The following is a 24,061-nucleotide window of genomic DNA, read 5'->3' on the forward strand; positions in this document are numbered from 1 at the left end:
CGACAACAAAATAAAAATCGATACGACTAAATGTGAAATTTCTGAAATCAAAAAATGAGTTAAGTGCGTGCTGTCATCGAAGGAGCGCATTCATGCGCACCTGGTCACCATAAATGGCGACCTCCGGAACGATTGTGTGTTTCGGTTTCCTGTTTTACCGCTTCGATAACCTCTTCATGATTATTCTTAGTAACCTGTAAGAATAATCCTTCGAAAGTTGTACCAGCCTTTAGACAGTGTACAAATATAACGTTTAGTCCGTGATTTATTATTAGCCTGCAAATGTAATTTATTGGCTAATAAGCGAAGGGTAAAACCATGATAAGCGAAGCGGTAAATAAGTTGAGATTGATCAAGAAACAATCAAATATCCGTTTTTTTGCAAAAAATAACTCTCCTGAGATCGATGCAGCTGTAATTAAGCGAAGCGTAAATACAGTATCAGGAGAGTGTTGTGCAGAAGTGAATACCGTTAAAGGTTTATTCTTTTAAGAAGAATGTTATTTGCGTCGGCTGATCTTGCCTCCTTTTCTTCCTGCTTCAATGGCACGCTCCGGGTCATTCTTGAAGTTGCCGCCGCTCGCCTGACCACCCTTGCGTCCAGCCTCAGCTGCACGTTCCTTATTCTCTGCGAAGTTGCCTGCACCACCACGACGTTGCGTCTTTTTTTCTTCCTCATCGGGTTGCTGCTTAGCGTCCGTCATTGGTTCTCCTCTCTGTTAAATACCAATTTGATGCAAAATAAATGTAGTGCCATTTTTACCAGTTTCAAGCCTGGGTTTATCTTAAGTCTTAATTCTAAGAGGCTTGCTTGTGTAACTTCCAGCTAAATTTTTGATTGTCTCTAAATGTAACTATCATTAGTTATGATCTTGAGTTTTTTAACGTCAAAAAGAAAGCTTCTTTGAGTCGTTAATAAGCGAAGCGGTAAGAGACTTTACTTGTAAAGTAAATCGCAATTCCTTTATGCAATACTTGCAGCTTCCCACTTGCTTGCTAGGTTTAATTAATCTCCTTATTTAGCCTAATTAACGCTTCGCTTATTTTATTTATTCACGCTAAATGAGCTGATGTCATACCCATCAGGCAGCTAACTGTCGATGTTCTTCTCACTACCGGAGCAAATTAATGACCAAGGAATTTGTGTATCTGGACTGGTTACGCGATGCGCACGCCATGGAAAAACACGCAGAGTCTTTGCTGCAGGCCGCGACGCTAAGGCTGGAGGATTTTCCCCTTTTGCAGGCGCGCATGAAGCAATACACGCAGCAAACCTGTGAACAGCAACAACAGGTGAAGGAGGTTTTGAAGCGCTATGATAGCAACTGGTCGGCGCTCAAAGAGGCGTTGGGACGCATGTCGGCGGTGGGTCAAGCCGCCAGTGATATGTTGCGTGATGAAGAGGGCGTGCGTATTGCAGTGAGCAGCTATGTGTTCTGTAACTATAAAGTAGCCACCTACACCGCATTGCTGGCCGCAGCGCAGCAGGCGGCGGACAGTAAAGGCATAAAGACTTTCCAGCTTATCCTGCAAGATGAAATCCAAATGGCGGATTGGCTACTGCATCAGTTGCCGGATGTAGCGAATGAAGCGATTTTGCAGAGCGCGGAAGCGGCAGTTTGACGAATGAGTGCGGACGGTCAGCAGCCTGTATCTGCTGACCACGTCATTTTGCATTTATGCGTATATATTGAAGATAAATGATCATTTTTCTTTGAGTCAAATTGCGGTAACTGGGAAAAATAAGAACATTTATTCACTATCCGTAAGGTCTGCGAAATCCTTTCTTGTAAATTAAGCAAAAAAATCAGCCTGGTGATTTTATGTATATCGCCATCATTAAATAAAACTGATCAATGAAATCGTTTTCAAATCAATAACTATCTGCACATAGCCAGTTTGATGTACCTGCGTCTCTAATGTTAATGAAATAGCTGACGATAACAGTAGGGATGCTGCCGATTAATTTTCGGAGCCTCTTCCATTTTTAAAACAACACCATTGTCTTCACACCTTTTCAATCAAAATCATTGAGGTTTCTAAATGGACGTAGTTCAAAGATTTTCGCGTAATGTAAAGTTGCGAACCAAACTTACCATATCCTCTGTGCTGAATATTGCGATGCTAATGTTGGTGGCGTTGCTCGGATTAAATTCGCTGTTCTTAGCGGAAACCGGCGTCAATGGCATGATGAAGGATGATTATCCGACCATCGCATTGGGCAACCAGTTGATTGATGAAATCAACGTGACGGTGCAGCAGCAAGCACTGCTGCTAAGTCCCATTGATGCGCAGCGCAGAGCGACCATTCAAAGCAATCTTCAGGAAGCATCGAAAAAGATCAGCGAAACCTATAAGCAATTAGGTGCGCTGGCAACGGATGAAGAATCTATTGATTTTCTTAAGCGCGTTGAATTGAAGCGGGCTGACTTTCTGAAGGAGCGAAATGCTTTCTTCGCGTTAGTGAATAGTGATGTGACAAAAGCGGTGGATTTCTATTTTTCTACCCTTGCCACGGCGCAAAGAGATTATATCAATGAGGTTGAGGGTTTCATTAATCTGCAAGAGCAGCAAATGAATGGCTCTTACAATAATTTTATGGCGTCATACAGTAAGACCAAAATCTCCATGCTGATTATTTTTGTGGTGGCTATTTTGGTTTCTGCATTAATTGGCTGGATTATTATCCGTTCCATTACTGTGCCTTTGAAAAAAGTTATTGCGTTTCTAGGCCGCGTAGCGGATGGCGATCTCAGCTCCGATTTTTATGAACAGCGCAAAGATGAAATGGGGCAGTTAATTAATGCCATTCAGCAGATGCAGGAGAAAATGTCAGAGATTGTCAGCCATATTCGCATTAGCGCTGAACAGATATCTGGCGGCGCCAGCGAAATCATGTCGGGCACCAACGACCTTGCCGCCCGCACGGAAGAGCAGGCTAGCTCGGTGGAACAAACGGCGGCCTCGGTGGAGGAATTCAGCGCCACCATCAGCAATACGCGAAATAATACCCACGTTGCCGCCGATCTCTCCGCCAAAGCGGAAAGCACGGTGGGACGCAATGCCAGCATGATGGATAACGTTGCGACCAAAATGGCCGAGATCAACGATTCTGCCAGCCGCATGGCGGACATCATTAACCTGATCGATTCAATTGCTTTCCAGACCAATATTCTGGCGTTGAATGCTGCGGTGGAAGCCGCACGCGCCGGTGAACACGGTCGTGGTTTTGCCGTGGTGGCGCAAGAAGTGCGCGCGCTGGCACAGAAAACCGCCACCTCGTCGCATGAGATCCGCAATTTAATTGAGGAGTCCTCCACGCGCATTGCCGATGGTCGCGATATGGTGACGGATGCCAATAAGCTGATGAACGGCATGATGTCGAATGTCGCCGAGATGAAAGAGCTGCTGGTGCAGATTAATCAGGCCAGCACCGAGCAGGCCGACGGCATCAGCCAGATCAACACTGCGATTAGCCAGATTGATATCACCACACAGCAAAATGCGTCGCTGGTGGAGCAATCGCTGGCGGCATCGGCAATGCTGAGTGAGCAGGCGGCAAATATGGTGAATAGTGTGAGTGTGTTTACGCTGCGTCAAACCGCTTAAGGCGATGTGGGTCCAGAACGTTCTTCGCGTTCTGGATCTCCTATTATTAGATAGCCTGATATGCGCCGGTACCTTCTGGCCACGGCGTCAGCAAATCAAATCCGGTTTCGGTCACTGCGATGGTATGTTCCCACTGCGCCGACAGCGAGCGGTCCTTTGTGACTACCGTCCAGCCATCGGATAGCACGCTGGTGCCGGCTTTGCCCGCATTGATCATCGGTTCGATGGTGAAAATCATACCCGCTTGCAATTCCAATCCCTCACCCGGCGTGCCGTAATGCAGAATCTGCGGATCGCCGTGATACACCTCGCCAACGCCGTGACCGCAATACTCACGCACTACCGAGAAACCGGCTTTTTCCGCCACTTGCTGAATTGCCGCGCCGATATCGCCTAATGTCGCGCCCGGTTTCACCACGTTGATACCCGCAACCATCGATTCGTAGGTGATATCCACTAAACGTTTGGCACGCACCGAAGGCTGACCGACGTAATACATGCGGCTGGTATCGCCGTACCAGCCATCTTTGATAATGCCGACATCAATATTAACGATGTCACCATCCCTGAGCTTTTTCTCGCCCGGAATGCCGTGACACACCACGTGGTTTACTGAGGTACAGGTCGTTTTGCTGTAGCCGTGATAGCCGATATTCGCTGGAATCACTTTCAGCACGTTTACCACGTAATCATGACAAATCGCGTCCAGTTCATCGGTGGTAACGCCCGGTTTGACGTATGGCGTGATGATCTCCAGCACTTTAGCGGCGGCATGTCCGGCGGCACGCGCCAGTTCGATCTCTTCAGCGGTATGCAGTTTGATGCTCATTACGCGATTCCCTGCGAGGTGAATAAAGGATGGCCAAGCAGTTGCGCTAAATCCGCGCCGCTGTCGCGTTCAACGCGCATCAGCAAGCGCGTCAATTCCTGATGATTGAGTGACGGGTAAATCTCGGCCAGCATGCCGATCTTCATCCAGTGTTCTGCCTGCGCATTGATGGATCGGCTCATCGCCGTGCTGGCGATGCGCAGATTCTCATGCATCAGGTCGGAGATTTTTACGATGCCCATGATAAGCCTATATATGAAATGTATGCGATATGTATATAGGCTACCGTTTTGGGAGGTGATATGCAAAAGAGAAGTGAAGCCAATCCATGGCATGAAAAATCCTAAGGCGCCTTACTCAGACTTTGTTGGAGGACGACGGCTAATCTTGCCTCCTTTCCGTCCCGCTTCAACGGCTCTTTCAGGATCGTTTCTGAAATTGCCTCCACTGGCTTTGCCTCCCGCTCTGCCAGCTTCTTTCGCACGTTCTGGATCGTTGGCAAAATTCCCTGCGCCGCCTCTGTAGCTCTGTTTGTTCATAGGAAGACCTCTTATCAATGTTCCGTTAGATTTGAGGACTAGCTAGTCACGCTGAAATAGTAGTACGCCGTTGTGCGAAAGCCAGAGCGGCAATGACGATCATTGAAAGAGATCATGAAATAAATGTTTGAATGTTTGTCGATTTAACCGTGACCTCCGTCACATTTTACAATTCCTGACTATACTTCTGCCTTTTGGGTTTCAACCTTTGCGCTAGAGGGCGCGTTAAATATGCAGGGAACAGGAATGGACACATCGCAGCAAAACAGTGACGACGATTCAGCGCTAAGCAATCTCACCGTCAAACAGCGCATCTTCTTTGTGGTACTGGTGGCGACCATGGGCGCGTTGGCCTTTGGTTATGACACCGGGATTATCTCCGGTGCCTTGCCGTTTATGACTTTACCACCTGATCAGGGCGGTCTTGACCTCACACCGTTCACCGAAGGTTTAGTCACTTCATCCCTGATCTTCGGTGCCGCACTGGGTGCTTTTCTCAGTGGCTATTTCTCCGACCGCTTTGGTCGTCGTATCACGCTGCGTTCTCTGGCACTGATCTTTGTGCTGGGCGCGATTGGTACCGCGTTAGCGCCGAACCTGCACGTGATGGTGGCGATGCGTTTTCTGCTGGGGATTGCGGTAGGTGGTGGCTCCTCAACCGTGCCGGTGTTTATTGCCGAAATCGCCGGACCCAAACGTCGTGCGCCGCTGGTGAGCCGCAATGAGCTGATGATTGTTTCCGGTCAGCTGCTGGCGTATGTGGTCAGCGCGGTGATGAGTTTCACACTTAACGATCCGCATTTGTGGCGTTACATGCTGGCGATGGCAATGATTCCCGGCGCCTTGTTGTTTATCGGCACCTTCTTTGTGCCGGCTTCGCCGCATTGGATGGTGGCGGAAGGGCGCATCAAAGAAGCGAGCCGAATCCTGCATAAATTGCGCGAAACACCGCGTGAAGTAAAAAAGGAGATGACAGAGATGCGCCAGCACGCGAAGGCGGCGCGTCAGGGGCCTTCGGCACGTGAACTGCTGCAAGAGAAATGGATTCTTCGCTTGTTGCTGGTGGGCGCGGGGCTGGGCATTGTTATCCAGTTCACCGGCGTGAACGCCTTTATGTACTACACACCTGTGATCCTGAAAACCACCGGCATGGGCACCAACGCGTCGATTGCGGCGACCATCGGTAACGGCATTGTCTCGGTGCTGGCAACCATGGTGGGCATCAAAGCGGTGGGACGTTTTGGACGTCGCACCATGCTGATGACTGGTTTGACGGTAGTAATAGCCATGCAACTGGTGCTCGGCTGCGTGCTGCTGCTGATGCCACAAGACATGACGCAAAGTATCTTCGCGCTGGCGGCGATTCTGGTGTTCCTGTTCTTTATGCAAATGTGCATTTCGCCGGTGTATTGGCTGCTGATGTCCGAGCTGTTCCCGATGAAAGTGCGCGGCGTGCTGACAGGCGCTGCGGTTTCATTCCAGTGGATCTGTAACGCGGCGGTGGCGTTTGCTTTCCCGCCGCTGCTGTCTGCCACCGGCAATGGTGCATTCTTTATCTTTGCGGCCATCAACGTCGGCTCGCTGATCTTTGTGATCACCATGCTGCCTGAGACCAAAGGCAAATCTCTCGAAGAGATCGAAAACGAAATGCGTGAGCGGTTTAGCGAGCAGGAGCAGGATCAACAGACCGCCTGACGGCGCTTGAGAATTCCTGGTTACGGGAGGAAGATACGCCTCTTTCCCCGGGCCAGGATTTCCCATGCTGATCACCGCCGAGAACACGCGCACCTTTAATACCGACATTCGCCTGGCCTGCACGCTGGCCGCCGTTGCGGGCGCACTCAACACCGCAGCGTTTGAAACCGTCGGTTTCTTCTCGGCAAACATGACCGGCAATGTCTCCTCACTTTCCGACCATCTGGCCAAAGCCAATCTGCACGTCGGCCTGTTTTTTCTGCTCATCGTGCTGCTGTTTATCGCCGGATCGTCGGTCTCAACGCTGATTATCAACTCCGGCAGACGGCGCCAGATCCGCGGCATCTACGCCATTAATATCCTGATTGAAGGCATCGCGTTGCTGGTGCTGGGTGTGATTGAAAGCGGGTTCCGCTTTAGCGGATCCGGCGTGCTGCTGGTGCTTAGCCTGAGTTTTTTGATGGGATTGCAAAACGCGGTGGTGACGCGCATCTCCAACGCGCGTGTACGTACCACGCACGTTTCCGGCACCGCGACCGATATCGGTATTGAGCTGGCAATGCTGTTTGATGTGCTGCGCCGCAAAGAATCTCCTAAGGATGCGCCACTCTATATTGAGCGGCTAAAGCTGCATTTTTACACCGTGCTGGCGTTTTTGGGCGGTGGCGTGCTGGGGATTTTGCTGCTGCAGTGGATGAGTTATCTGCTGCTGATGGTGATTGGTGCGCTGCTTAGCGTGCTGGCGTTAACGGCACTCAAACGCCTCTAATCGGTGACCCGCTTCACACTTCTCAACGTTGTTCGCTAATACTGCTTGCCACTTTTTCCGCGCTGTAAGCATGATAGCGCCCGTTAAGGATTGTTACTGTTCGGCAGGCAAAACCTGAGACGCGCCCTTTTTCAGTTGAAGAGGGCGCGTCTCAGGTTTTTTTTTTGCGCGAAAAACACGCCAATCCTTTGTAGGGTCGCCATCTATGGTGACCGATAGACGCTTAACTGGCGAGCATTAGGGCATTGTTCAGGAGAAAGAGTGATGCAATATCAGGAACTGGCGGATGACATCGTTAGCGGTGTTGGCGGCAAAGAGAACATTATCAGCGTGATGCACTGCGCCACGCGTTTGCGCTTCAAGCTGAAAAACAGTCAAAAAGCGCAGACCGCCGCGTTAAAGGACAATCCCGGCGTGATCATGGTGGTGGAGAGCGGCGGCCAATATCAGGTGGTAATTGGCAATCAAGTCGCGGAAGTGTATCGCGAACTCACCGCGCGCCATGCGCTGGATAATCAGAACGAGGCCGCAGATAACGCTGCACCGCAAGGCCTGTTTGCACGCTTTATCGATTTGGTTTCCGGCATTTTTACCCCGTTTATCGGCGTGATGATCGCCACTGGCATCATCAAAGGGTTGCTGGCGTTGGCGCTGGTGCTCGGCGTGATGAGCGCCGACAGCGGCAGCTACAAAGTGCTGTTTGTTGCCAGCGATGGTTTGTTCTACTTCCTGCCGATTTTGCTCGGCTACAGCGCCGGTAAAAAATTCGGCGGTAATCCATTTGTCAGCATGGCGATTGCCGCTGCACTGGTGCATCCGATGATTCTTGAGGTGCTGCAACAGCAGCAGCAGGGCAATGCACTGACCTTCATCGGCATCCCGCTCGAGGTGCTGAACTACAGCTCATCAGTGATTCCGATTATCTTCGCGGCCTGGGTTTCCAGCCTGATTGAACGTTGGGTGCATCCGCGCTCGCCTGTCGCGGTGCGTAACTTCACTACGCCGTTGTGCTGCTTGTTGATCACTGTGCCGCTGACGTTCCTGGCGATTGGTCCGGCGGCGACCTGGCTGAGCCGCATGCTGGCCGAAGGCTATCTGTGGATTTACAGCCTGAGCCCAATGATTGCGGGCGCGGTGATGGGCGCGATTTGGCAAGTGTGCGTGATTTTCGGTCTGCACTGGGGATTGGTGCCGATCATGCTGAACAATCTCGCCAACTTTGGTCACGACACTCTGCTGCCATTGCTGATGCCAGCGGTGTTGGGTCAGGCGGGCGCGACGCTGGGCATCTTCCTGCGAACCCGCGAAGCGAAACTCAAAGCGATGGCGGGATCGGCGTTTACCGCCAGCATCTTCGGCATCACCGAACCGGCAGTATATGGCGTGACGCTGCCGTGTCGACGTCCGTTTATCTTCGGTTGCATCGGTGGCGCCCTGGGCGCGGCAATCCTCGGCTTCTGGCACACCACCATTTACTCCTTTGGTTTCCCGAGCGTGTTCACCTTTATTCAGGTGGTGCCGAACAGCGGCATTGATGCCAGCGTACTGGCGGCGTTTGCCGGTGCGGCGGTGGCACTGATTTTCGCCTGCGTCAGCACCTATCTGTTCGGTCTGACCGAGCCTGCAGCCGACGTGGTTGCGCCGCCCTCACCGGTTTCGTCCCCCACCAAGCTGACGCGCCGCGAAAGTGTGGTCAGTCCGATAGCGGGAGACGTCATTCCGCTGGAACAGGTTAAAGATGAAACCTTTGCCAGTGGTTTGCTCGGCAAAGGGGCAGCGATTATCCCGCAGAGTGGCCGCGTGGTTTCGCCGATCGATGGCGTGGTGTCGTCAATGTTCCGTACTGGTCATGCGATTGGCCTGACATCAGCGCAGGGCGCGGAAGTGTTGATCCACGTCGGTCTCGATACCGTGAAGCTCGATGGACAATATTTCTCTCCAAAAGTCGCCAACGATCAGCCGGTCAAAGTGGGCGACCTGCTGCTGGAGTTCGATCTCGATGCGATTAAAGCCGCAGGATTTGACCTCACCACGCCGGTGCTGGTGAGTAATAGCGATGATTTTGTGGATGTGTTAACCCTGAGCCGCACGGCCGTGAGCGAAGGCGCTCCGTTGTTGGCCGTGCTGAAATAATTGAGGAGCAAACAGATGACTAAACGTTTCCCAGACGGATTTTTATGGGGCGGCGCCGTGGCCGCGAACCAGGTTGAAGGCGCGTATCAGGAGGGCGGCAAAGGTTTATCGACCTCCGACCTGCAACCCAAAGGCATTTTCGGTGCGCGCGTCGAGCGCAGCGGTGATGATTTTGGCATCAAAGATACCGCCATCGATTTCTATAACCGCTTCCCGGAGGACATCAAACTGTTCGCCGAAATGGGCTTTACCGTGCTGCGTACCTCAATTGCCTGGACGCGCATCTTCCCGCAGGGTGATGAAGCGGAACCTAACGAAGCGGGATTAGCCTATTACGATCGCCTGTTCGATGAGATGGCCAAATACAACATCACGCCGCTGGTGACGCTGTCGCATTATGAAATGCCGTATGGCTTGATCAAAAAGTACGGCGGCTGGGGCAATCGCATCACCATCGATTGCTTTGAACGCTATGCGCGCGCGGTGTTCACCCGCTTCCAGCACAAGGTGAAACTGTGGCTGACTTTTAATGAAATCAACATGTCGCTGCACGCGCCGTTTACCGGCGTGGGTCTGGCGGAAGAGAGCGATCAGCAGGCGATCTATCAGGCGATTCATCATCAGCTGGTGGCGAGCGGTCGCGCGGTGAAAGCCTGCCACGAAATCGTTCAGGACGGCAAAATCGGCAACATGCTGCTCGGCGCGCTGCTCTATCCGCTGAGCTGCCGTCCGGCAGACGTGTTGGAAACCTTGCAGCAGAACCGCGAATGGCTCTTCTTTGGCGATGTGCAGGTGCGCGGCGCGTATCCGGCCTATATGAAACGCTTCTTTGCCGATCGCGGCATCAGCATCGCAATGACCGAAGAAGATAAGCGCGACCTGCAAAACACTGTCGATTACATCTCCTTCAGCTACTACATGACCGGTTGCGTCACCACCAATGAAGAAGAGAACCAGAAAGCGCGCGGCAACATTCTTTCGATGGTGCCGAACCCGCATCTGCCGAGCTCCGATTGGGGCTGGCAGATCGATCCTGAAGGGCTGCGCATTCTGCTTAACATCCTGTATGACCGCTATCAGAAGCCGCTGTTTATTGTGGAAAATGGGCTTGGGGCCAAAGATGTGGTGGAAGCGGATGGGCAAATTAACGACGATTACCGTATTCAGTATCTCAACGATCATCTGGTGCAGGTGCGTGAAGCGATTGAAGATGGCGTGGAGGTATTGGGTTATACCTGCTGGGGACCGATCGATTTGGTCAGCGCATCAAAAGCCGAGTTCTCCAAACGTTACGGCTTTATCTACGTGGATCGCGATGATGCGGGCAACGGTACGCTGGCGCGTTCACGCAAGAAAAGCTTCTTCTGGTATCAGGACGTGATTCGCAGCCATGGCGAAGCGTTGAAGTGAGTGGGTTGATTGAAGGGTGCGCAATCATGCGCACCTGGTTTACGCCTCGTCCGCATCATCCTGTAACGCCAGCGTCTCTTTGCGTACCCGCTCAATGTGAATGGTGAGGAACATGCGCTCCTCGCTGGAGAGCTCATACAGATATTTCTGCTGAATATGCTTATCGATCTTCTCTGCACATCGATAGGCGAGCGGATATTTGTCGCGCACCACATCATGCAGCGATTCATCCTCGCTCCACACGCCGCGTTTGCCCAACATGCGCTGTGCAAAGAACTTCAGGTGGTTGACGAAGCGGTTGTAACTCAAGCTCCTGGTGCGGTAATCCAGCTGAAGGCGATACTTCACGATATGCAGGATCTCTTGCATAAATTGCGTGATGTGCGATACATCGGCGAAATCGCTGCCGAGCTGCGCATTCACCAGATGCAGGGCGATAAATCCGGCCTCATCTTCGGGTAACTCCACGCCAAGCCGTTTGTGAATCAGCGCCAGCGCTTCGATACCGAGGGAAAACTCTTTCGGATAGAGCGTTTTGATTTCCCACTTCAATACGTTACGAATCGGGATGCCTTGCTGGTGGCGCTCAATCGCAAAATGGCAGTGATCGCACAGCGCGATAGAGAGACTTTCATGCAGCGGCTGACCCAGCTGCTGACGCGCATTGGCAATGATCAGTTCGCTGGTGGTGATCACCTCAAGCGGAATATCCGACAGCAATTCGCTGAGCCGGCCTGTCAAGGTATCACTTTGCAGCGCAAACACTTTTTCGATCTGCTGCGCATCCAGTTCGTCGCCGACGCGCTTCTGAAACGCCAACCCGCGTCCCATCACAACCTGTTCTTTGCCGTTGTCGCCCAGCACTACCGCGACATTGTTGTTGAGGATTTTCGCGATTTTCATTTTTATCTGCCCTGAAAATAAAAAACCTGACCCACCGGGAGGACGGCGTGTCAGGTTTTGCCTGCGCTGAACGCAGTAACAATCTCGCAAGATCATAATCGGCTGTGCTTATCCGACAAGCACAGCGACAGTTAAATGTGAAATGCATCATATTTCCAGCGCGATTAATCACAGGCGATCGGGCGCTAACGACGCGGCTTTTTATATTTGTAAGGATAACATAAGGAAATGATCAGATTTTTATAAAGTTTGCGTTAAGGCTGCCGATAGTACCGTAACGTTAAATTAACAGGAGTTGCGTTCATGACTGGGATTTCAACATTAGGCGTCGGTTCAGGACTGGGTTTAAGCACCATCCTCGACAAACTGACTGCGGCAGAAAAGCAATCGCTGGCACCGATTTCCAAACAACAATCGGCGGCGACCGCCAAGTTGTCCGCCTACGGTACGCTCAAAACCGCGATTCAGACTTTCCAGACGGCTAACAACAAATTAAACGATGCCGCCCTGTATACCTCGACGACCACAGCATCCAGTTCAACAGCGTTTAGCGCCGATTCCAACGGCAATGCGTTGGCGGGCAAATACACCATAAGCGTGCAGAAACTGGCGCAATCGCAAACGCTAACCAGCGATGCCAAAACCGATATCAAAGTGGCGATTGGTAGCGATGCTGATTCCCGAACCCTGAAATTTGTCACCACCGAAGGTAAAGAGAAGAGCATCACGCTGACCAAAGATCAGACCTCGCTTTCTGCCATTCGTGACACCATCAACAAGTCCGACGTTGGCGTCACCGCTAGCCTGATTAAGGTCTCGGCCACTGAATACCGCTTTCACTGACTTCCTCTGCATCTGGCACCGGCAATGCAGTGAAATCGCTGAGCGTGACCGGCGATGATACCTTGCACGACTTTATCGGCTTTGATGCGACAAATGCTAGCAGCAGCGGCATGACGCAGAGCGTCGAGGCGCAGAACGCCAAGCTGACTGTTAATAATGTGGCGATTGAGAGCAGCAGCAACGTGATCACCGACGCGGTGGAAGGCATCACGCTGAAGCTTAACGATGAAACCAGCGGTAATCAGACGCTGACGGTGAGCAGCGATACCAACAAGGCGAAAACCGCCATTACTGATTGGGTAAATGCCTATAACTCGCTGCAGGATACGATGGCGAGTTTGACCAAATACACGCCGGTGGATGCGGGTAAAGATCCGGACGGGAAGAATGGGGCGCTGATTGGCGACGGCACGCTGCGCAACATTCAGGTGCAGATGAAGAGCATTCTGGCGAACACTTCCGGTTCCAGCGTTTACAAAACGTTATCGCAGGCGGGCATTACCACTGATCCCACCAATGGGCAACTTAAGTTGGATGCGACCAAACTGACCACCAGTTTGCAGGTGAAGCCAGAAGCGATTCGCGACATGTTTGTTGGCGATAGCAAGAAAACCGGCGTTTCGACCGTACTGAACAACACTTTCACCACGTTCCTCAGCAGCAAAGGCGTATTGCAGGGCGCAACGGATACCATCAGCAAGAAGCTGAATACATTGACCGATCAGTACAATACCGCCAGTAAACGTATCGATGACACTATTGCGCGCTATAAAAAGCAGTTCACCAATCTGGATAAAATGGTTAGCGTGCTGAATAACACCAGCAACTATCTCACCGAGCAGTTCAGTAATAGCACTAAGACTAATAAGTAAGGAATGATCTGTCGCCATCGTAGGGTCGCCATTTATGGCGACCTCTATTTCAAACAAAAACCTTACTTTTTCTTATTCAACATCGACTTCAAATCGGCAAAAGGATTATAGGTGGCTTCACCCACATCTTTTTGCGCATCTTCTCCTGCCACAACCGTTGTACCGTACTGATCCGCTTCGGTGTATTTCGAATGTTCATGGTCGTGACAATACAGGCACAACAACTCCCAGTTACTGCCATCTTCCGGATTATTGGTGTGATCGTGATCGATGTGATGAACGGTTAATTCGCGCAGATTGGAATAGACAAATTCGCGCGAGCAGCGGCCGCATACCCACGGATAGATTTTTAATGCTTTTTCACGATAGCCGCTTTCCAGCCGCGTGTAGTTTTTAGGGATCAGAGCCATTGCCGACGTTGCCTGTGAGAAAGAGATAAAGTGCCATGTTATCCGCACAGCCCTTGCCTGCCAATGATGTTTATCATCCCTGAGCATCCCTTCTAAAAAACCGCCTACACTTGCTTGTATCTACGCGGAAATAAAAGTCCGCCCGCCCCGATCGATGGAAATTCGCTAATAAAATGATGCCCGTAAATGATCCTCCGTCGGCAAGCCGGATGCAGCGTATCGCGTTGACCATGATGATGGGAATGCTCGCGACGATTCCTGTCTGGACCCACAAAATTTATTATCGGGATGACCTTTACCGGATCCTGGATGGGGATAGATCGACATGGCTGAGCAATGGAAGACCGGGCACCTGGTTATTACAGGCTTTGATCTCTTTTGGTAATACGCTCAGCGATGTTTCTCCGCTTAATTTACTGCTCGGATTGCTGGCGCTGAGTGTTGCGGCTGTGCTCTTCACTGAAAAGCTTAAAATTCCTCTGATTGGCTGCTGGTCATTTGTACCGCCAATTTTTATCGTGCTTAATCCCTTTCTGGCGCAGGGAATGCTGTATACCTTTGACAGTTTCACCATTCTTTTGTCATTCGCTGGCGCCATGCTGGCAAGCCTGGTGAACCGATCCAAGCCGTTTCAGGCGGTTATGTACACGGCGCTAATATTACTGCTGATTCAGACGCTCTATCAGCCAGGACTTAATGTCTATATTGCTTGCGTAGCGTTACTGGTTATTTCTCGGTTAAATAATGATCAATCTACATGGGCGTGGCTGGCTGGGAAAATAGTGGCGCTGGGCATTGCCATTGTGGTCTATAAACTGGCGATGAATTATCTGCTGCCGGTAAAGATCGACTGGTACAGCATGAAACACAGCAAGCTATTATTACCCAATTCAGAGTCTTTGCCAGTCATCATTGAGACGATTAAAACCTTCAGTCGCCTCTTTATTAGCGCTTATCCGCGGGGCATGATGATATTTTTATTGCTGCCTTTGCTGATGCTGCTGTCAGGCCTAATTGTGATGGCACTCAATTTAAAACAGCAGCGTAAATTCACGGTAAGCGCAGCCATCTTGATGCTAAGTGCGGGATTAATTGTCATTATGGCGATTCCCGGTCTTTCTTTGGCATTAGCCACTCCCTTATTTGCACCACGCATGTTGGGCGCCAGCAGTATTACCTTCCTGTTCTGTTTCTACGTATCCGTGCACGCTTTACCTGCTATAAGAAACTGGCTGGCGGGATTCAGTGTCATCTTGCTGTTTTATCATCTGGTGGTGATGTTGATAAGTTTCAACACGGTGGTGAACGACCAACGTTACCAAATGGATGTAATGAATCAGATTAAAATCACGCTGTCGATTCCTGGCGCACAATCGATTGATTCCCTCGCGTTTGTTGGTCAGCTGAATGATGCTCCGGAAGTACAAACCAATATTCGTAACTTCCCCATCATCGATCATATTCGGATGAAAATGCTGGGTGAGTCTGAGGGGTGGATTTGGCTGGCTTTGATTAAAAACGCTGGCTTGAGGTTGAAAGCGTTGAAAGCAACGGAAGAGATGAGAGTGATTAAACCACGCCAGTATCTTTCGCAAGGACCGGATTTTGACGCTTTTCAGGAGGGGCAAACGATGGTAATTGATTTCAGAAAGTCGGGCGGGCAGGTTAATCACTGATTCAGCTGCTCGGTCCGGGAATGATTGTCATATCCCGGACCGAGTTTTATATATGGTGCTATTTGGCGGCGTTATTTATTCATCAGCTCTTTACGTACGATCTCCGCACCGGCGCTTAACGCATCCAGTTTGCCTCTTGCCACGCCGCGCGGCAAAGGAATCATGCCGCAGTTGGTGCAAGGATAAAGCTTATCGGCGTCGACAAACTGCAGCGCTTTACGCAGCGTCGCGGCAACTTCTTCCGGCGTTTCAATGGTATTGCTCGCCACATCAATGGCGCCAACCATCACTTTTTTACCGCGAATCAGTTCCATTAATTCCATCGGCACATGTGAGTTTTGACATTCCAATGAGATGATATCGATATTCGACTTTTGCAGTTTAGGGAAGATCTCTTCATATTGACGCCATTCGGTGCCCAGCGTCTTTTTCCAGTCGGTATTGGCTTTGATGCCATAACCGTAGCAAATATGCACAGCGGTTTCGCATTTCAGCCCTTCGATGGCTCTTTCCAGGGTAGCAATACCCCAATCATTCACTTCGTCAAAGAAGACGTTAAATGCAGGCTCATCAAACTGAATAATATCGACGCCCACCGCTTCTAACTCTTTGGCTTCTTCATTGAGAATTTTAGCGAATTCCCATGCCAGTTTTTCACGGCTTTTATAGTGGTTATCATAAAGCGTGTCGATCATGGTCATTGGACCCGGCAGCGCCCATTTAATGGGACGATCAGTTTGCTGACGCAAAAACTTAGCATCTTCAACAAACACGGATTTTTGACGGCTTACCGGGCCAACCACGGTCGGAACACTGGCATCATAACGATCGCGGATTTTTACGATCTCGCGCTTCTCAAAATCCACGCCGTTAAGGTGTTCAATAAAGGTGGTAACAAAGTGCTGACGCGTTTGCTCGCCATCACTGACGATATCAATGCCTGCTTGCTGTTGATCTTCCAGACACAAACGCAGCGCATCTTGCTTACCGTCGGTTAATTCCTGATCTTGTAATTTCCACGGCGACCACAATGTTTCGGGCTGAGCCAACCATGATGGTTTCGGCAAACTACCAGCAGTGGAAGTCGGTAATAATTTTTTCATAGCAGGTGACCTTATATTTTTATGGGTGATCAAAGAACGGGAGTAGCAAACCATTGCTCAAGAATAGTTTGGTAAGGCTTAATGAAGCGCTCCTCCGTGAACTTCCCTTGTTCAACTGCCAAATGGCTACGTTCTTCTCGATCATAAACAATTCGCGTTAAAGAATAATCCTGATGATTTAAGCTTGGCTGATACTGATTACCGGCGGCCGAGTTAGCATTATAAATCTCAGGACGGTAAATCTTTTGGAACGTCTCCATGGTGCTGATGGTGCCGATCAGCTCAAGATTGGTGTAATCACGGAGTAAATCGCCATGGAAATAGAAAGCCAATGGCGCAGCACTGTTTGCCGGCATGAAATAACGCGCCCGCAGACCCATTTTTCCGAAATATTCATCAGTCAGTGAGAGCTCATCCTGCTGATATTCAATGCCCAATACCGGATGTACATTGCCGGTGCGGTAATAGGTATTTTTACTTGAAACGCTCAGGCAGATAACCGGTGCTTTATTGAAGTTAGCTTTGTAGGCATCTGAGTTAACGAAATTCTTGAAAATATTGCCATGCAGATCGCCAAAGTTATCAGGTGTACGGAATTCAGTGTGGCTCTTGTTATGCTCTGACAACACGACGCTGAAGTCATAATCACGTACGTAGGAAGAGAAGTTATTGCCCACAATCCCTTCGATGCGCTCATTGGTTTTTTTATCAACGATATTCGTTTTCAAAATTTCAATGACTGGGAAGGTATTGCCATTGCCTTCAGCACCGAGATTCAGCTCAGCCGTAATAATCTCCAGCTCAACCGCATAACGATCACTTTTTGGGTTGTCCCAATGCGCCAGAGAATTAAAGCGGTTATCAATCATCACCAGCGCGTTGCGCAGATTCTCCTGACGCTTCTCACCGCGCGCCAGATTCGCAAAGTTGGTGGTGATGCGTGTATTGCTCGAAGGATTGTAATTTTCGTCGAAACGAAGGCTCTTAACCGTAAAAGTAAAGGCGTTGTTCATTTTAGTCTGCTGTCCTGATTATTAATATAAAGCCTTGCTGTGGCTGGATTTTACGCTTTCCCCTTGTTCTTTTCGGGTACTCTCAATCAGCAGGCTTCATATTATTTTAAGTTATTAACGATGGTACTTTTATGCCTGAGTCGCTGGTTGAAAAAAAGTGATTTAATTTCATCGAACATGAAGGAATTTCATGATGAGAGGAATGATGAAGATCGTGCGCACAGCAGTCAGCCCGTGCGGTGTGGCACAGACTTCATCATTGCAGGTATACTCTCCCCAAATTTTTTAACGGGTCAGACACGAAAATGGCAAAACTCACCTTACAAGAGCAAATGCTGAAAGCAGGCTTAGTCAGCAGCAAAAAAATGGACAAGGTCCAACGAACCGCTAAAAAATCACGCGTTCAGGCTCGTGAGGCCAGAGAGGCGGTGGAAGAGAACAAAAAAGCGCAGCTGGAGCGTGATAAGCAGCTGAGCGAGCAGCAAAAACAGGCGACTTTGGCTAAAGAGTATAAAGCGCAGGTTAAGCAGTTGATCGAAATGAATAAAATCGATATTTCGAAAGGCAATATTGGTTTTAATTTCACCGACAATAATCTGATCAAAAAAATCGACGTGGATAAGCTGACCCAGACCCAACTGATTAATGGCCGCCTTGCCATCGCGCGACTGAGCGTGGATAGCAATGGTGAGAGTCAATACGCGATCATTCCCGCCAGCGTTGCGGATAAAATTGCCCAGCGAGATGCGAGCAGTATCGTATTGAACAGTGCGCTGAGTCAGGAAGAGCAGGATGAAGACGATCCGTACGCTGATTTCAAAGTGCCAGATGATTTGATGTGGTAATCACAACGCCGGTTATGCAGTCAGAACGGGCATATATTCCGGACGTTTACCGACTCACCGCTTACCGGATGAATAAAATTCAACTCGCTGGCGTGTAACATCAAACGCGGCGTTTGTTCGCTACCTGGCAGCAAGCGCCCGCCATACAGATCGCAACCCAAAATCGGATGGCCCAACTGCTGGCAGTGAATGCGCAGTTGATGGGTGCGTCCCGTTTCAGGTGTGAGTTCTACCCGCGTTAATGGCAGCATCCCGTCATGCGTATGCTCAATGACACGATAGCGTGAATGAGCAGGTTTGCCATTGACTGCGCAAATCGTCATTAGCGGAAACAGCGCCGCATCTTTAGCAATTGGCGCGTCGATCACACCTTCATTCTCAGCCAGATGCCCACACAACAGCGCGTGATAAATCTTGGTTACGCTGCGCTGGCTGAACTGCTGGCACAATGCGGCATTCATCGCCTTGTTGCGGGCAATCACCATTAACCCCGAAGTACCGAAATCCAGCCGATGCACCAGCGTGCAGCCGGGGAACAGCTTTACCAGTCGATGATGCACCGAATCGAGATTGAGCGGATTTTTCCCCGACAGGCTGAGCAGGCCAGCAGGTTTATTGATCAGCAGCAGATGCTCATCCTGATAGAGAATCTCAATTTCGTCATCGCAAGGCGGGGCAATAAAGTGATCGATAATGGTAGACATCAAAACGCCCGGGTTGTGAATGGAGGCGGATAATAACGAATTTTCAACTAGCTGGCGAATCTGGTGGATAAGCATTCGCCTGGCCAAAAATTATCGTCCAGACTTACAGCAAAGACGTGGTCTGCGCAGGCAATGTGCTTTACACTGCGCGCTGAAAAAACTGAGTAGATAACGATTAGGTAGGCGGCAATGGCGATGAACGGAACGATCACAACCTGGTTTCAGGATAAAGGTTTTGGATTTATCAAAGATGAAAATGGCGATAACCGCTATTTCCATGTGATTAAGGTCGCTAACCCTGAGCTGATCAAGAAAGATGCCGCGGTGACATTCGAGCCGACAACCAATAACAAGGGTTTGTCAGCCTATGCGGTGAAAGTCTTACCCGAAAGCAAATATATCTATATTGCCGGTGAGCGCCTTAAGCTTACGTCGATCAAGTCTTACGTGGTTTACAGCGAAGAAGTGCCGGTTGAGACGCGTATTGATAAAGAGAATACCGTGCTGTCAGTGGGTATTTTGATGAATAGCATCAAGCCGAAAACAGATATTAAGCCGGATGAAGTGCGCTCACTGAAAAAACTGGCGATTACCACTTTTCAGGGCACAACCTTGATTTTCACGGCAGATGAAATCGATATAGATGCCACGGTGAAAATGCTGAAGGTGTAATGCCAGTTAGTCAAGAGGTCGCCATGAATGGCGACCCTACGTTTTTGTAGGGTGCGCATTCATGCGCACCGGCTAAAACTTCTTAAAAACTCTGCCAATCCGCATCATTCACCACCGCAACGCGCGAGGGTTTAACGAATGAAGCCGTACGCATCACAGCCTGCTTTTGATGAACCTCGCCCACACCCGCAACATGGAATTTACCCACCAGCTGATTCAGATTCCCGGCCTGCTCCTGCAGCGACTGCGAAGCGGCAGAAGCTTCTTCCACCAGCGCGGCGTTCTGCTGCGTGACATCGTCCATCTGATTCACCGCTTGCTGCACCTGTACAATGCCCTGGCTCTGCTCAACGGCGGCAGCGGCAATCTCTTCCATCAGCTGGCTCACCTGATGAATGGCATCATTCATTACGCTCATATTGCGGCCCACGTCGCTGGCCTGCGCGGCACCGGCTTCGGTCAAACGATGAGACTCTTCAATCAGCGTCTTAATTTCACGCGCGGCGGTGGTGGAACGCTGCGATAAGCTGCGAACTTCACCGGCGACCACGGCGAATCCTTTGCCATGCTCACCGGCACGTGCGGCTTCAACAGCCGCATTGAGCGCCAGGATATTGGTCTGGAAAGCAATGCCTTCAATGATCGAGACGATTTCGGTCACTTTGCGCGAGCTACCACGAATGTTATCCATGGTTGAAAGCATAGTGGTCAGTGATGTGCTGCTCTTCTCCGACAAGCCGCTGGCGTTAGCAGCAAGCTGACTCGCCTGGCGGGTGTTATCGGCAGTCTGGCGTACGGTTTCGCTCAGTTCGGTCATGCTGGCAGCAGTTTGTTCCAATGATGCCGCCTGCTGTTCGGTGCGTGACGAAAGATCTTCGTTGCCCGCGGTGATCTGTACCGATGCGCTGCTCACCGATTGTGACGCCTGCCGTACGGACGAAAGGGCAACTGATACGCGATCCATCAAGACGTTAAACGAGTGCGCCATATTGCCCACTTCATCACGACGACTTTCATCCGCCTTCAAGGTTAAATCGAGGTTCTCGCTGGCGGTCATCATCACTTTACCCGCCGCAGACAAGCTGCGACGAATACGCAGTACAGTGAACAGCGACAGCACACCAAAAATTAGTACAGTGGCGATAACGCCAGCAATGGTGGTCCAGAGCACCGAATGGAAGGTACTTCGGTTGGTGGCGCGCAGTTCATCACCGATGGCGATATTCAGCTGCAGCTGTTTTTGATAATCACTGATCAGCTGTCGGATGGCGGCACCGATGCCGGTTTGTCCGTTGATCAGATCCATACTGATGTCATTCTGATGGGCGCGTGATGCCGCTAAGAAGGGCGGAAGCGCGGCAATGACATGCTCAATATTGGCGTAAGCAACTTCCGTTAAGCGCTTATCTTCATCATTGGAGATATCGTTTGCCATGTAGTAATCGGTTTGTGATTTCAAATCCGCCAGCTGTTTCTGGATCTCATTCTCAATCACCGGCATTTTACTGTCGTCGGTCTGGCTTTTGTGTTTGTACAGCGTCAGCGCCAGTTGGTTACTGCCATCAATCAATTTGCCAAGATCCTTGATCGAGGGAATGGCATTGGCCTGTACATATTCAAAACGATCCTGAAAACCTGAAAGCAGAGAAATGGCGAGGACAGCTTGTAGGATGATGGCACCAAACAGGATGGAGAATGTGGCAAACAGACGTTGGGAGATGTTCATTTCATTATCCTTAATCTTAAAGCATCCCGGCTTTGGCAGCTCAGGGAAGAGGGCAAGTTAATAACCATCGGCAGATTAAGGAATTTAGTTAATTTAATTTATCCGGTGCGCATGAATGCGCACCCTACGAAAACCTCGCCAAACAGTTGTAGGGTCGCCATTCATGGCGACCGTTTAACGTTTACCCGATGTGCATTACGCCATCAATGGCAACCCGGCTATGGCCTGCGGAACAGCGCCAGGCTGCGGCCTTCCAGCTCGAAATCCTTCTCCTTGGTAATCACCAAACCCTTCTCAACGCTGTCCGACGTCGAAAGCTCCAGTACCCAGCCGCCTTCACCAAACTGGGGAATACGGAACGGCACGTTGCCTTCGTACGGATTAAACAGCATCAACACGTCATGCCAAATCCCTTCCTCCGTCTCTAAATCCGGGCGACCGAGATACACCCCAAGCGTGGTGCCATCATCCCATTGATCGGCCTGCTGGAAACCGCCACCGGCGTTAAACCATTTGATTTCCATCCCATCGCGCCAGCTTTCACGCCGCAGCAGCGGCTGTTTGGCTCTTAACGCCAAAATATGCCGTGTAAAGTCGCGCAGCGCATCAGCGGAAGGCGGCAGGTTTTCCCAGTGCAGCCAGGAAATCTCGCTGTCCTGACAGTAGCCGTTGTTGTTGCCAAGCTGACTGCGACCAAACTCATCGCCTGCCAGCAGCATCGGCGTGCCGTGCGAGAACAGCAGCGTGGCGAGGAAATTGCGTTTCTGCCGCTCGCGCACCGCATTGATGCCTTCATCGTCCGTCGGGCCTTCCGCGCCGTAGTTGTACGAACGGTTCTCGTTGTGGCCGTCGTTGTTATCTTCGCCGTTGGCTTCGTTGTGTTTCTCGTTGTACGACACTAAATCGTTCAGCGTGAAGCCATCATGCGCGGTAAGGAAGTTGATGCTGGACCACGGACGGCGACCGCGCTGATCGTAGAGATCGCCGGAACCGAGCAGGCGCGCGGCGAAATCATTTGTGACCATGTCACCTTTCCAATATTCACGCACCGTATCGCGATACTTGTCGTTCCACTCCGCCCAGCCTGGCGGGAAACCACCAACCTGATAGCCGCCAGGCCCGATATCCCATGGCTCACCAATCAACTTCAGTTTGGACAACACCGGATCCTGCATGATGGCGTCAAAGAAGCCACTACGTTCGTCAAAGCCTTCCGGTTCACGACCCAGCACGGTGCCGAGATCGAAGCGGAAGCCGTCGACGTGCATCGATTCGGCCCAATAACGCAGCGAATCCAAAATCATCTGCAGCACGCGCGGATGCGAGGTATTCACCGTGTTGCCGGTACCGGTATCGTTGATGTAGTAGCGATGCTGATCCGGCAGCGTGCGGTAATAGGAGTAGTTATCGATGCCTTTAAACGACAAGGTTGGACCGAGTTCATTACCCTCGGCAGTGTGGTTATAGACCACATCAAGAATCACTTCGATGCCGGCATCGTGGAAGGCACGCACCATATCGCGGAAGCCCTGAATGCCGCGCGGACCAAAGTAGCGCGTGGCCGGCGCGAAGAACGCCAGCGTGTTGTAGCCCCAGAAGTTTTTCAGACCGCGATCCAGCAGATGCTGATCGTCCGGGAAACCGTGCACTGGCAGCAGTTCCACGGTAGTCACGCCGAGGCTTTTGATGTAATCGATCGAGGCCTGATTGCTCATCCCATCGTAAGTGCCGCGCATCTCTTCAGGCACCGCTGGATTAAGCTGGCTGAAGCCTTTTACATGGGCTTCATAAATCACCGTTTTCGACCATGGAATATTGGGGCGATTGGCATCCTGCCAATCGAATTCGTTAGGATCGATGACGACGCATTTCGGCGTAAACGGCGCGCTGTCGCGGGTATCAAAACTGAGGTCTTTGTCTTCATGCAGCAGGTCGTAAGCAAAGTGCGACTCGTCCCACTGCAATTCGCCCGCCAGTTCGCGCGCGTAAGGGTCGAGCAACAATTTGTTGGGGTTAAAGCGATGGCCATTTTCCGGCTCGTACGGGCCATGCACGCGATAGCCATAAAGCGCGCCGGGCTGCAAACCGGGAATATAGCCGTGCCACACTTCATGGGTATATTCCGGCAAATCGAAGCGGGCGATTTCGTTTTCGCCGCTTTCATCGTACAAACACAGCTCAACTCGCTCAGCGCAGGCTGAAAACAGGGCAAAGTTCACGCCCTGGCCATCATAGTTAGCGCCAAGCACTTGTCCCGAACCTGCTGTAATTTCCAGATGCTTACTTGTCATCAATAATTCTCCACACAGA

The 24,061-nt window shown here is 50.7% G+C and carries 20 protein-coding genes and 1 pseudogene; 10 read left to right on the top strand and 11 right to left on the bottom strand.

Going from position 1 to position 24,061, the window contains the following annotated elements; genetic code table 11:
- Positions 1-500: 500 nt before the first annotated feature.
- Complete coding sequence (locus AC6I8A_RS20305; RefSeq protein ID WP_256698879.1) at positions 501-704, bottom strand: con-10 family general stress protein; 204 nt, start codon at positions 702-704, stop codon at positions 501-503.
- A gap of 424 nt (positions 705-1,128) precedes the next feature.
- Here AC6I8A_RS20305 and AC6I8A_RS20310 point away from each other — a divergent pair, with 424 nt between their 5' ends.
- Positions 1,129-1,623 carry a DUF892 family protein gene (locus AC6I8A_RS20310; RefSeq protein WP_256698878.1) on the top strand — a complete coding sequence of 165 codons (495 nt, stop codon included), beginning with the start codon at positions 1,129-1,131 and terminating at the stop codon, positions 1,621-1,623.
- A 420-nt stretch (positions 1,624-2,043) separates the two neighbouring features.
- Positions 2,044-3,609 (top strand): methyl-accepting chemotaxis protein, encoded by a 1,566-nt coding sequence (locus AC6I8A_RS20315; RefSeq protein ID WP_497819041.1) that lies wholly within the window; start codon positions 2,044-2,046, stop codon positions 3,607-3,609.
- A 46-nt stretch (positions 3,610-3,655) separates the two neighbouring features.
- Here AC6I8A_RS20315 and map read toward each other — a convergent pair whose 3' ends face one another.
- The 3 genes from map to AC6I8A_RS20330 all read right to left on the bottom strand — a co-directional run bounded on the left by map (position 3,656) and on the right by AC6I8A_RS20330 (position 4,977).
- Positions 3,656-4,438: a type I methionyl aminopeptidase gene (gene map / locus AC6I8A_RS20320; RefSeq protein WP_256698875.1), complete on the bottom strand. Its 783-nt coding sequence runs from the start codon at positions 4,436-4,438 to the stop codon at positions 3,656-3,658.
- Positions 4,438-4,680, bottom strand: coding sequence for a ParD-like family protein (locus AC6I8A_RS20325; RefSeq protein ID WP_497819042.1), 243 nt, complete (start codon positions 4,678-4,680; stop codon positions 4,438-4,440). Before AC6I8A_RS20325 ends, map begins: the two co-directional genes overlap by 1 nt.
- 111 nt (positions 4,681-4,791) lie before the next feature.
- The gene (locus tag AC6I8A_RS20330; RefSeq protein WP_176972698.1) at positions 4,792-4,977 is read right to left on the bottom strand and encodes a con-10 family general stress protein; all 186 of its coding nucleotides are present in this window, start codon (positions 4,975-4,977) and stop codon (positions 4,792-4,794) included.
- 246 nt (positions 4,978-5,223) lie between these two features.
- Between AC6I8A_RS20330 and AC6I8A_RS20335 the strand changes: the two genes are divergently transcribed.
- The 4 genes from AC6I8A_RS20335 to AC6I8A_RS20350 all read left to right on the top strand — a co-directional run bounded on the left by AC6I8A_RS20335 (position 5,224) and on the right by AC6I8A_RS20350 (position 10,984).
- A complete protein-coding gene (locus tag AC6I8A_RS20335; RefSeq protein WP_265302835.1) occupies positions 5,224-6,672 on the top strand; it encodes a sugar porter family MFS transporter in 1,449 nt (482 codons plus the stop codon).
- A 64-nt stretch (positions 6,673-6,736) separates the two neighbouring features.
- Complete coding sequence (locus tag AC6I8A_RS20340; protein ID WP_256699421.1) at positions 6,737-7,441, top strand: YoaK family protein; 705 nt, start codon at positions 6,737-6,739, stop codon at positions 7,439-7,441.
- A 264-nt stretch (positions 7,442-7,705) separates the two neighbouring features.
- On the top strand, positions 7,706-9,574 hold the full coding sequence (gene bglF, locus AC6I8A_RS20345; protein WP_497819043.1) for a PTS beta-glucoside transporter subunit IIABC: 1,869 nt from the start codon (positions 7,706-7,708) through the stop codon (positions 9,572-9,574).
- Between the two features lie 15 nt (positions 9,575-9,589).
- Complete coding sequence (locus AC6I8A_RS20350) at positions 9,590-10,984, top strand: glycoside hydrolase family 1 protein (protein WP_293794135.1); 1,395 nt, start codon at positions 9,590-9,592, stop codon at positions 10,982-10,984.
- Positions 10,985-11,023: 39 nt separating this feature from the next.
- Here the strand turns inward: AC6I8A_RS20350 and licT are convergent, their stop codons facing one another.
- Positions 11,024-11,887 (bottom strand): BglG family transcription antiterminator LicT, encoded by an 864-nt coding sequence (gene licT / locus AC6I8A_RS20355; protein WP_497819044.1) that lies wholly within the window; start codon positions 11,885-11,887, stop codon positions 11,024-11,026.
- 303 nt (positions 11,888-12,190) lie between these two features.
- On the opposite strand from licT, the pseudogene fliD reads away from it, so the two are divergent.
- Positions 12,191-13,602 (top strand): annotated as a pseudogene (gene fliD / locus AC6I8A_RS20360) (flagellar filament capping protein FliD).
- 62 nt (positions 13,603-13,664) lie between these two features.
- Here the strand turns inward: fliD and yajD are convergent.
- Positions 13,665-14,012 (bottom strand): HNH nuclease YajD, encoded by a 348-nt coding sequence (yajD, locus tag AC6I8A_RS20365; protein ID WP_034460453.1) that lies wholly within the window; start codon positions 14,010-14,012, stop codon positions 13,665-13,667.
- A 209-nt stretch (positions 14,013-14,221) separates the two neighbouring features.
- On the opposite strand from yajD, the gene AC6I8A_RS20370 reads away from it, so the two are divergent.
- Complete coding sequence (locus tag AC6I8A_RS20370; protein WP_497819045.1) at positions 14,222-15,688, top strand: glucosyltransferase domain-containing protein; 1,467 nt, start codon at positions 14,222-14,224, stop codon at positions 15,686-15,688.
- 71 nt (positions 15,689-15,759) lie between these two features.
- On the opposite strand, the gene AC6I8A_RS20375 is transcribed toward AC6I8A_RS20370, so the two are convergent.
- Positions 15,760-16,791, bottom strand: a complete 1,032-nt coding sequence (locus tag AC6I8A_RS20375) for a methionine synthase (protein ID WP_256698868.1) — start codon at positions 16,789-16,791, stop codon at positions 15,760-15,762.
- 29 nt (positions 16,792-16,820) lie between these two features.
- Positions 16,821-17,804, bottom strand: a complete 984-nt coding sequence (locus tag AC6I8A_RS20380) for a DUF1852 domain-containing protein (RefSeq protein ID WP_256698867.1) — start codon at positions 17,802-17,804, stop codon at positions 16,821-16,823.
- 305 nt (positions 17,805-18,109) lie between these two features.
- On the opposite strand from AC6I8A_RS20380, the gene AC6I8A_RS20385 reads away from it, so the two are divergent.
- Positions 18,110-18,649 (top strand): DUF2058 domain-containing protein, encoded by a 540-nt coding sequence (locus tag AC6I8A_RS20385; protein ID WP_154156752.1) that lies wholly within the window; start codon positions 18,110-18,112, stop codon positions 18,647-18,649.
- Positions 18,650-18,669: 20 nt separating this feature from the next.
- Here the strand turns inward: AC6I8A_RS20385 and AC6I8A_RS20390 are convergent, their stop codons facing one another.
- Complete coding sequence (locus tag AC6I8A_RS20390; RefSeq protein ID WP_479485746.1) at positions 18,670-19,353, bottom strand: RluA family pseudouridine synthase; 684 nt, start codon at positions 19,351-19,353, stop codon at positions 18,670-18,672.
- A 189-nt stretch (positions 19,354-19,542) separates the two neighbouring features.
- Here AC6I8A_RS20390 and AC6I8A_RS20395 point away from each other — a divergent pair, with 189 nt between their 5' ends.
- The gene (locus AC6I8A_RS20395; RefSeq protein WP_256698865.1) at positions 19,543-20,025 is read left to right on the top strand and encodes a cold-shock protein; all 483 of its coding nucleotides are present in this window, start codon (positions 19,543-19,545) and stop codon (positions 20,023-20,025) included.
- 82 nt (positions 20,026-20,107) lie between these two features.
- Here AC6I8A_RS20395 and AC6I8A_RS20400 read toward each other — a convergent pair whose 3' ends face one another.
- Together AC6I8A_RS20400 and glgX are read right to left on the bottom strand one after the other, a co-directional pair.
- The gene (locus AC6I8A_RS20400; protein WP_265302853.1) at positions 20,108-21,751 is read right to left on the bottom strand and encodes a methyl-accepting chemotaxis protein; all 1,644 of its coding nucleotides are present in this window, start codon (positions 21,749-21,751) and stop codon (positions 20,108-20,110) included.
- A 218-nt stretch (positions 21,752-21,969) separates the two neighbouring features.
- Positions 21,970-24,042, bottom strand: coding sequence for a glycogen debranching protein GlgX (glgX, locus tag AC6I8A_RS20405; protein WP_256698862.1), 2,073 nt, complete (start codon positions 24,040-24,042; stop codon positions 21,970-21,972).
- Positions 24,043-24,061: the final 19 nt, after the last annotated feature.

The sequence above is a fragment of the Pantoea sp. X-Soil-ISGK-275 genome, assembly GCF_059730795.1.

Coding starts and splice junctions, on each gene's coding strand:
- AC6I8A_RS20395 (WP_256698865.1), top strand. CDS start 19,543: ATGGCGATGAACGGAACGATCACAACCTGGTTTCAGGATAAAGGTTTT.
- yajD (WP_034460453.1), bottom strand. CDS start 14,012: ATGGCTCTGATCCCTAAAAACTACACGCGGCTGGAAAGCGGCTATCGT.
- AC6I8A_RS20325 (WP_497819042.1), bottom strand. CDS start 4,680: ATGGGCATCGTAAAAATCTCCGACCTGATGCATGAGAATCTGCGCATC.
- map (WP_256698875.1), bottom strand. CDS start 4,438: ATGAGCATCAAACTGCATACCGCTGAAGAGATCGAACTGGCGCGTGCC.
- AC6I8A_RS20390 (WP_479485746.1), bottom strand. CDS start 19,353: ATGTCTACCATTATCGATCACTTTATTGCCCCGCCTTGCGATGACGAA.
- AC6I8A_RS20310 (WP_256698878.1), top strand. CDS start 1,129: ATGACCAAGGAATTTGTGTATCTGGACTGGTTACGCGATGCGCACGCC.
- AC6I8A_RS20380 (WP_256698867.1), bottom strand. CDS start 17,804: ATGAACAACGCCTTTACTTTTACGGTTAAGAGCCTTCGTTTCGACGAA.
- AC6I8A_RS20370 (WP_497819045.1), top strand. CDS start 14,222: ATGCAGCGTATCGCGTTGACCATGATGATGGGAATGCTCGCGACGATT.
- AC6I8A_RS20330 (WP_176972698.1), bottom strand. CDS start 4,977: ATGAACAAACAGAGCTACAGAGGCGGCGCAGGGAATTTTGCCAACGAT.
- glgX (WP_256698862.1), bottom strand. CDS start 24,042: ATGACAAGTAAGCATCTGGAAATTACAGCAGGTTCGGGACAAGTGCTT.
- AC6I8A_RS20340 (WP_256699421.1), top strand. CDS start 6,737: ATGCTGATCACCGCCGAGAACACGCGCACCTTTAATACCGACATTCGC.
- licT (WP_497819044.1), bottom strand. CDS start 11,887: ATGAAAATCGCGAAAATCCTCAACAACAATGTCGCGGTAGTGCTGGGC.
- AC6I8A_RS20385 (WP_154156752.1), top strand. CDS start 18,110: ATGGCAAAACTCACCTTACAAGAGCAAATGCTGAAAGCAGGCTTAGTC.
- AC6I8A_RS20350 (WP_293794135.1), top strand. CDS start 9,590: ATGACTAAACGTTTCCCAGACGGATTTTTATGGGGCGGCGCCGTGGCC.
- AC6I8A_RS20305 (WP_256698879.1), bottom strand. CDS start 704: ATGACGGACGCTAAGCAGCAACCCGATGAGGAAGAAAAAAAGACGCAA.
- AC6I8A_RS20400 (WP_265302853.1), bottom strand. CDS start 21,751: ATGAACATCTCCCAACGTCTGTTTGCCACATTCTCCATCCTGTTTGGT.
- bglF (WP_497819043.1), top strand. CDS start 7,706: ATGCAATATCAGGAACTGGCGGATGACATCGTTAGCGGTGTTGGCGGC.
- AC6I8A_RS20375 (WP_256698868.1), bottom strand. CDS start 16,791: ATGAAAAAATTATTACCGACTTCCACTGCTGGTAGTTTGCCGAAACCA.
- AC6I8A_RS20335 (WP_265302835.1), top strand. CDS start 5,224: ATGGACACATCGCAGCAAAACAGTGACGACGATTCAGCGCTAAGCAAT.
- AC6I8A_RS20315 (WP_497819041.1), top strand. CDS start 2,044: ATGGACGTAGTTCAAAGATTTTCGCGTAATGTAAAGTTGCGAACCAAA.